General features: G+C 56.3%; 6 protein-coding genes. All 6 read right to left on the bottom strand.

Annotation, left to right across the window (positions count from 1 at the left end; translation table 11 throughout):
• Positions 1-279 precede the first annotated feature (279 nt).
• Positions 280-1,737 carry a carbohydrate porin gene (locus LOC54_RS10870; protein WP_279313830.1) on the bottom strand — a complete coding sequence of 486 codons (1,458 nt, stop codon included), beginning with the start codon at positions 1,735-1,737 and terminating at the stop codon, positions 280-282.
• Complete coding sequence (locus tag LOC54_RS10865; RefSeq protein WP_279313831.1) at positions 1,734-2,234, bottom strand: heme-binding protein; 501 nt, start codon at positions 2,232-2,234, stop codon at positions 1,734-1,736. Before LOC54_RS10865 ends, LOC54_RS10870 begins: the two co-directional genes overlap by 4 nt.
• 14 nt (positions 2,235-2,248) lie before the next feature.
• Positions 2,249-3,883 (bottom strand): GMC family oxidoreductase, encoded by a 1,635-nt coding sequence (locus tag LOC54_RS10860; protein WP_249194310.1) that lies wholly within the window; start codon positions 3,881-3,883, stop codon positions 2,249-2,251.
• A gap of 17 nt (positions 3,884-3,900) precedes the next feature.
• Positions 3,901-5,364 carry a cytochrome c gene (locus tag LOC54_RS10855; protein WP_279313829.1) on the bottom strand — a complete coding sequence of 488 codons (1,464 nt, stop codon included), beginning with the start codon at positions 5,362-5,364 and terminating at the stop codon, positions 3,901-3,903.
• 19 nt (positions 5,365-5,383) lie between these two features.
• Entirely contained in the window at positions 5,384-5,935 is a 552-nt protein-coding gene (locus LOC54_RS10850; RefSeq protein WP_279313828.1) for a sorbitol dehydrogenase family protein, read from the bottom strand.
• Positions 5,919-6,268 (bottom strand): hypothetical protein (locus LOC54_RS10845; protein ID WP_279313832.1); only part of this gene is annotated, 350 nt, incomplete at its 5' end. The genes LOC54_RS10845 and LOC54_RS10850, both read right to left, overlap by 17 nt.

Genomic DNA, 6,268 nt, shown 5'->3' with positions numbered 1-6,268 from the left:
TGATCAGCATCCTGTGAATCACATTTTTAGCCCAATGGGTACCCCGTGAGTCTGATCAAGAAACGGTTGGTATCAGCTACGCGGCGGCGTTTATCCGCTCCAGGAAGAGGAAGCGGATAAACGCCGCCGCGTAGCTGAGGTGGAGCACGAAACCCTCGCTCTGCTCAAAACGCAGAGCGAAAATCAGGATAAGAAACCAGAAATCAACATGGCAAAAACCTGAAATCAGGCCCAAGAACAGTCAGCCAAAGGTTTTTCGATCCCTCCAGATCCTTTGTTTCAAAAATTCGACGTTAACTGTCCGCCGATGACGGCGGCGTCCTTGAAGGTTGTCGTGGCCCCTGGGTGCTGAAGATATTGGAAATCAGCCTGTAAGGTTGTGCCTCGCATGATGTGGGTGCTGTAGAACGCCTCATAGACATTTTCCCAGTGCTGCACCCCGTAAACAGGGCCCCACTGATTGGCCAGATAGGGCAGTCCGAGCGCCAGTGACGATTTCTGCTGAAGGGTCACGGTATGGCTCATGTCCATGTGCTGGAACATAATACCGGCCTGATCGCCGCTTCGATGCCATGGAGTTCCGCTCTCGACGACGCCGATCCATTCGTGGTCGCGCATGGCAACGAGATTGCCCTGCGCATATCCGACGCCACCAATCACAATCAGCCCATCCGTCACGCCCGGTCCGTTGCGGACCAGCATCTGGTCGAACATGAACCAGGCTGAGGTCATCCCGGCTTCATAGCGCCGGTCCAGTCCCGTAGCCTGAAAGGAGTTGCCGTGGATGTCTTCATAAAGGTTCGGATAGCGCGAATTATCGTACCAAGCGCCGATCTTGTAATTGCCGCGCAGTTTGTCTTTGCCGAAAGAGGGCATCCAGCCGATTTCGATCTGCGACGAGACTTTCCCGAGCCCGCTCTGGGCCATGGCCCAGCCCGAAATGCCACCATTGTAGCTGTGAGGAGAGACCGCGAAGACGCCAGCCATGATGTAGGTCTGCTCTGTGGGGCGCAGACGCAGTACGCCACCCAGGTTGCCTGATGGCCAGTCGCGCCCACCGGGAACATATTTTCCGGGAGCGAAGTTACTGCATACCGAAACGTTCATGAAGGAGCAGGCGACGTAATCAAAGGCGAAGAAACTGCCTGTCGGAATATCGCCAAGGGACAGGATGATGCGGTCGTTCAGGAAAGATTTATCCGCATACATCGCGACAAGATGTGCGACGACGTTACCACGTCCACCATAAATCTGTTCTGGATTTGTAACTGAATCACCCAGTGTATGGCTGAAGCTGCGCCCGTGTCCGTTAATCACGAGGAGATGGGTCCACAGTCCCTTGACGCCTGCAAGCTGCTGCCAGTCCACATCCAGTTCGGCCGCCACCTGACCGGCCAGCACGTTGTCTTTTGTGCGGCCGCCGGTGACATTGCCCATGTATTCTTCGTTGAGCGCGACATTGAGATACATGCCGTGCTTTGTCAGCCATGTCTGGGCGCCGCCCCAGTCTCCGAACAGGTGAGGGTTGCCGTACAGCGACGGGACGAGCGGGCCAACCGCGAAGGTGCCCACGCCTTCCATCGCAAAGGCGCGGGCTTTGTATGAGTCAGGTGTCGTAAGGTTATGGGAGGTCTCGCTCTGTGCGAGTGCCTGACGGCCGGGGCCAACGATCCCCAGGACCGCGCACAGGAAAAACCCGGCGAGTTTTTTCCTGTGCAGGAGACGTCGGGTTTTCATTCAGTGCTCTTTGCCTTTGAAGCCTGCAGGAAGGTGGTGACTGTGGACTGGGCGAGATGGGCGTCGGTATCGCCCTCACCGCCGCTCAGACCAAGGGCGCCCACGAGTTCGTTGTTCACCATGATCGGATATCCGCCGCCTGCGGGAAGAGCGTTGGGCAGCGTACTGATCATATAGTTCCCGCTATTGAGGGCATGTTCCATGTCCGCGGTCGGTCGGGCGAAAGACAGGGCTGTCTTGGCCTTGCGGATGGCCAGTTCGATGCTGCCGAGCTGTGTGCCGTCCATTTTCTGGAAGGACACCAGATTCCCGCCTGCATCGACAATGGCAATGGCGACGCAGTTATGACTGGCGGCTGCCAGTTTTTTGGCCTGTTCGATCAGGATATTGGAAGTTGTCAGATTCACTGTCAGATCCTTCGCTGAGGCAAACCCCGTAAGGCCTGTTGCGGCGATGAGAAGACTGAGGATGGCGCCCGTGCTCCGGCGTTTAGACATTGTTTTCAAAAGACCTATCCCTGTTTCAGATCATTGAGAATGGCGTCTGCGGCGCGCAGTGAGAGCGCGGCCATTGTCAAAGTCGAATTCACCGTTCCCGAGGCGGCCATTGTGGCACCTGTTGCAAGAAACAGATTGGCGTGATCGTGGGTTCTGAGCCACTTGTCCACGACGGAATCGCGTGGGTCATGGCCCATGATGGTGCCCCCGGTAATATGATTGTTGGGAGTGAAGTACGGGCTCATCTCGATTTCCGTTCCCCCAAGGGCCTTGGCAATGTCCATGAGACGCTGCCGGGAAATGACGGCCGATTTACGCACATATTCGCCCACATCATAAGTCACTTCGGGGTGTGGAATGCCTAGGGCGTCCTTGTGGTCCTTTGAAAGAACGAGGCGGTTGTTCGGATCGGGCAGGACTTCATGATTGGCATAGATGTCCACGCCATGCGCCGTGCGGCGGCGGATTTCCTCATCCAGCTTCTTGCCCACCAGCCCCATGGACAGGGCCTTCATGCCGGCGCGGGAATTCTGGGCCGTATTGTTGTAACCAATCTGTGTGGCGGCGTATTCCGAACGGAAGTCGCCGTCCCGAAAGTTGGTAATCGAGCTCATCTGGACCGATCCGCCACCAGCCCAGATGGGTTCTGCGGACTGGAAGCTCATGCCGATACCGGGATGGTCCATCATGTTCCGACCGACGAGGTCGGACGAGTTTGCAATGCCGTTAGGATTGCGGTCGTTTGCGGCGAGAAGCAGCAGTTTCGGGGTTTCGATTCCGTTGGCTGCGACGACGAATGTTTTTGCAACGACACGATGGGACTGTTTTTCGGGATCGTAGAAGCGGATGGCGGTGATCTTGTTTTTCGCGTCCGTTTCCATCGCATAGACGACGGCGTTCGGAATGATTTTTGCGCCGAGCTTTTCGGCCTTCAGTGCGGCATAGACGCCATTATACATCGCGCCAATCGGGCAGATTGGCATGCAGTTGTTGTTGCCGCAGCACTGGGGGCGGCCGTCATAGGGCCGGCTGTTGCGGGCCTGTGGAACGGGCGTGTTTGAAAAGCCGAGCTTGCTGACCACCTCGGTAAAGGTGCGGTCTCCATAGCCATAAGGCATGGAGGTCATGGGCCAGGGGTTTTTGCGGGGTGCTGAGGGTATGATTTCTTCATCATTTGGCCCCATGACGCCCATTTCGCACTCGGCCTCATAATAATAGGGTTCGAGTTCATCATAGCTCATGGCGTAGTCGCGTCCGACGCCATAAGTGGAATGCAGTTTGAAATCATTGGGTAGGTAGCGCCAGCTTGATGCGGCCCAGTGCCACGTCGTTCCGCCAACGCCTTTGATGATGCCTTGTTTGTAGGCTGTCTGGTCCGGTCCCTTGACGATCAGGTAATTGTTGTCCGGAAAATAGTTGGTATGTGGCGCCCACGGAACGCTGGGATAAGGCGTTGCGTAATCGTACTGGGATTTATTGTCGGGCGGCATGTTCCGCCAGTTCTCTACGATCTGGGAGCGGTCACGGCGCGGACCGGCATCCAGCAGCAGAACGGAAAGCCCGTTGCGGACGAGTTTATGGGCGAGCAGGGAGCCGCAGATTCCTGCTCCAATGATGACGACATCAGCCGAAAGCGTTTCACCAGACATGATATGATCCTTGAATTCTATTGAGCGACACGCTGTTTGCGACGGCTGACCAGCCACCAGATGCCACCCACCACGATGATGACCCCAAGGACGCCACCGGCCCCGAGCAGGAGCATCACGCCCGGATTTGCGATCTGGGCGAGCGGAACCTGTTTGCCGCCCATGCGGACCTGTTTGACAGCCTCTGCTGAAACGGTAGCCTGTGCGTTACCAAAGTGGCTCAGAACGTAATCTGCGATTGTCGCGATCTGTTCATCCGTCAGCGGCTGAACCAGAGAGCCTGGGCCGAAAGCGGGCATCAGTATTTCGTGATTTTCTGTCGTACGGTCCACGCCATACAGAATGCTGGCGATCAGGTCGTTCGGATTGCGTTGCCCCGTCGTCGTGTTCCCTACGAGAGAAGGATAATATCCATCGGGCGATCCTTTGCCGTTGGATTGATGGCAACTCGCGCAAACCGCTTCATAGAGGGCTGCGCCGTCCGTGGTTTTGGCCAGGGTGCTGTTGTTTCGGCGCGCATTGGCGTCCGCCACGCTGTAGCTGGACGGACGGCCGGAATGTGCGAAATTGGCGACGGTTTCTCCTGCCTCGACCTTGGGCGGAACGGAACGGAGATAGGTCACGATTGCCGAAATATCCGCATCCGGCAGATATTGCAGGCTGTGCTCGACCGCCTCGGCCATTGGTCCTGCAGCACGGGCATGCGCCGTCTGGCCGGTTTTCAGATACTGATAGAGGTCCTGATCGGACCAGCCGCCAATGCCACTTTGGGGATCATTGGTAATATTTGGTGCACGCCAGGAGCCTATGTCCGCACCGGCGAGATAGGCCGACTGGTCCGGCGCGAGGAGAAAATTGCGAGGTGTGTGGCATTCGCCGCAATGGGCCAGTTCATCGACCAGATAACGGCCGCGGTTCCAGTCGTCGTTATGGGTGTGGTCGAAGACATAAGGCTTGCCTTCGATCCGTGCGGCAATTTTCCAGATCCCCAGAGATGCGCGGATGGAAAACGGGAAGGGAAGCTGCGTTTTGGGCGACGGGGCGTCTACGGGCTTCACTTCATTCATGATGTAAGCGTAGAGCGATTTGACGTCTTCATCCGTCAGGCGGTTATAGGCGTCATACGGCATGGCTGGATAAAGCTGGGCTCCATCGGCGCGGATGCCGTGTCTCAGGGCCTGCGAGAACTGCTCGAGAGTATAGTTCCCGATACCGTATGTTTTCGATGGCGTAATATTTGTGGAGTAAATATTTCCCATGGGAGAGGAAATGGCATAACCGCCAGCCAGAAACTGACCGTCGCGTCCGTTTGTATGACAGGCCGCACAGTCCGCTGCGATCGCGATATAGTGACCGCGACTGATGGAAAGACGATGGGCTGAGGCGGGTGTCGGCTCTGTCGGTTGTGCTAGGGCGGACGTTCCGGCGAGAAGGAAGACAGTCGTCAGGGCCGTGCCGGACAGGGGACGAAAATATCGCATGATCACTGAGATAATTCCCTTAGAATTCCGGCATGACAGCGACGGAAGCGGGCTCTGCAACCCAGTAATTCGGCCCGTTATGGGCATAGGTCGGGATGACGACGACATCGCTGGATGTCTGGTACATCAGCGCTTTTTCGAAGGCGTAAACCTTGGCATTCGTCCCGCTTTCAATGACGCCTGAGTACCAGCCGCGGATAATCTGGAGGAGCGTGGCGTGCAGAGGGTCACCGGTGAGGGCTGCCTCCAGCGCTTCGACATCCGGATATCCGTTTTTGGCGATGCGCTCGCGAAGAGCGGCGACCTGAGCGGGGAAATCGTGTTTCTGCGCCTCGAAAGCCAGAAAAAGGGCAGATCCAATGCCGAGATCCAAGTTTTTATGACCAGTTGCAAAGGCGGAAAGCTGCATGAAATCGGAAATGCCATCACGATTTGAAGACACTATTTCTTGAGCAGAACCTTTTTTGCCGTCGCCTATGGCGACGGCTGTCAGGCAGGCTCCGGAAAGGGCCAGAAGCCGCCTGCGCGAAAGCATGGCCGAAACCGGATTGGGATCAGATAATGTGTCCAATGGCGCTCTCCTTGAGGAATATCGTGATGTGCGATGCGCTTTGATGTGCCCCCCTTTTTTGTATCCACTCAAAAGGAAAGTTCCTGTTTTTTATGGCTTGGGGTTGATGGGATGACAAGGGTCTCGGGGACATGCCCCCGAGACAGAGGTGGTCCCCATTTTTTTGGACACATGGAGGGTTCGAAAAACTCTCTGGTTTTGAGGCTTCCTTTGTGATTCCATTTCTCCCGAGTTGATTGGGGTATGGATCATGAAGCAGTCTGGTTTCTTTGACGTTGAAGAGCGGCTTGCCCGGTTGAGCGGGCTTGGCGATCAGCTCGAAGCGTTTTCCCG

Origin of the sequence: Acetobacter sp. AN02 (assembly GCF_029759835.1) — a bacterium.
In the GTDB taxonomy this organism is placed as follows: domain Bacteria; phylum Pseudomonadota; class Alphaproteobacteria; order Acetobacterales; family Acetobacteraceae; genus Acetobacter.
Note: the sequence above shows the minus strand (reverse complement) of the source record. Positions and strands in the feature narration are given on the sequence as shown.

Coding starts and splice junctions, on each gene's coding strand:
- LOC54_RS10870 (WP_279313830.1), bottom strand. CDS start 1,737: ATGAAAACCCGACGTCTCCTGCACAGGAAAAAACTCGCCGGGTTTTTC.
- LOC54_RS10865 (WP_279313831.1), bottom strand. CDS start 2,234: ATGTCTAAACGCCGGAGCACGGGCGCCATCCTCAGTCTTCTCATCGCC.
- LOC54_RS10855 (WP_279313829.1), bottom strand. CDS start 5,364: ATGCGATATTTTCGTCCCCTGTCCGGCACGGCCCTGACGACTGTCTTC.
- LOC54_RS10860 (WP_249194310.1), bottom strand. CDS start 3,883: ATGTCTGGTGAAACGCTTTCGGCTGATGTCGTCATCATTGGAGCAGGA.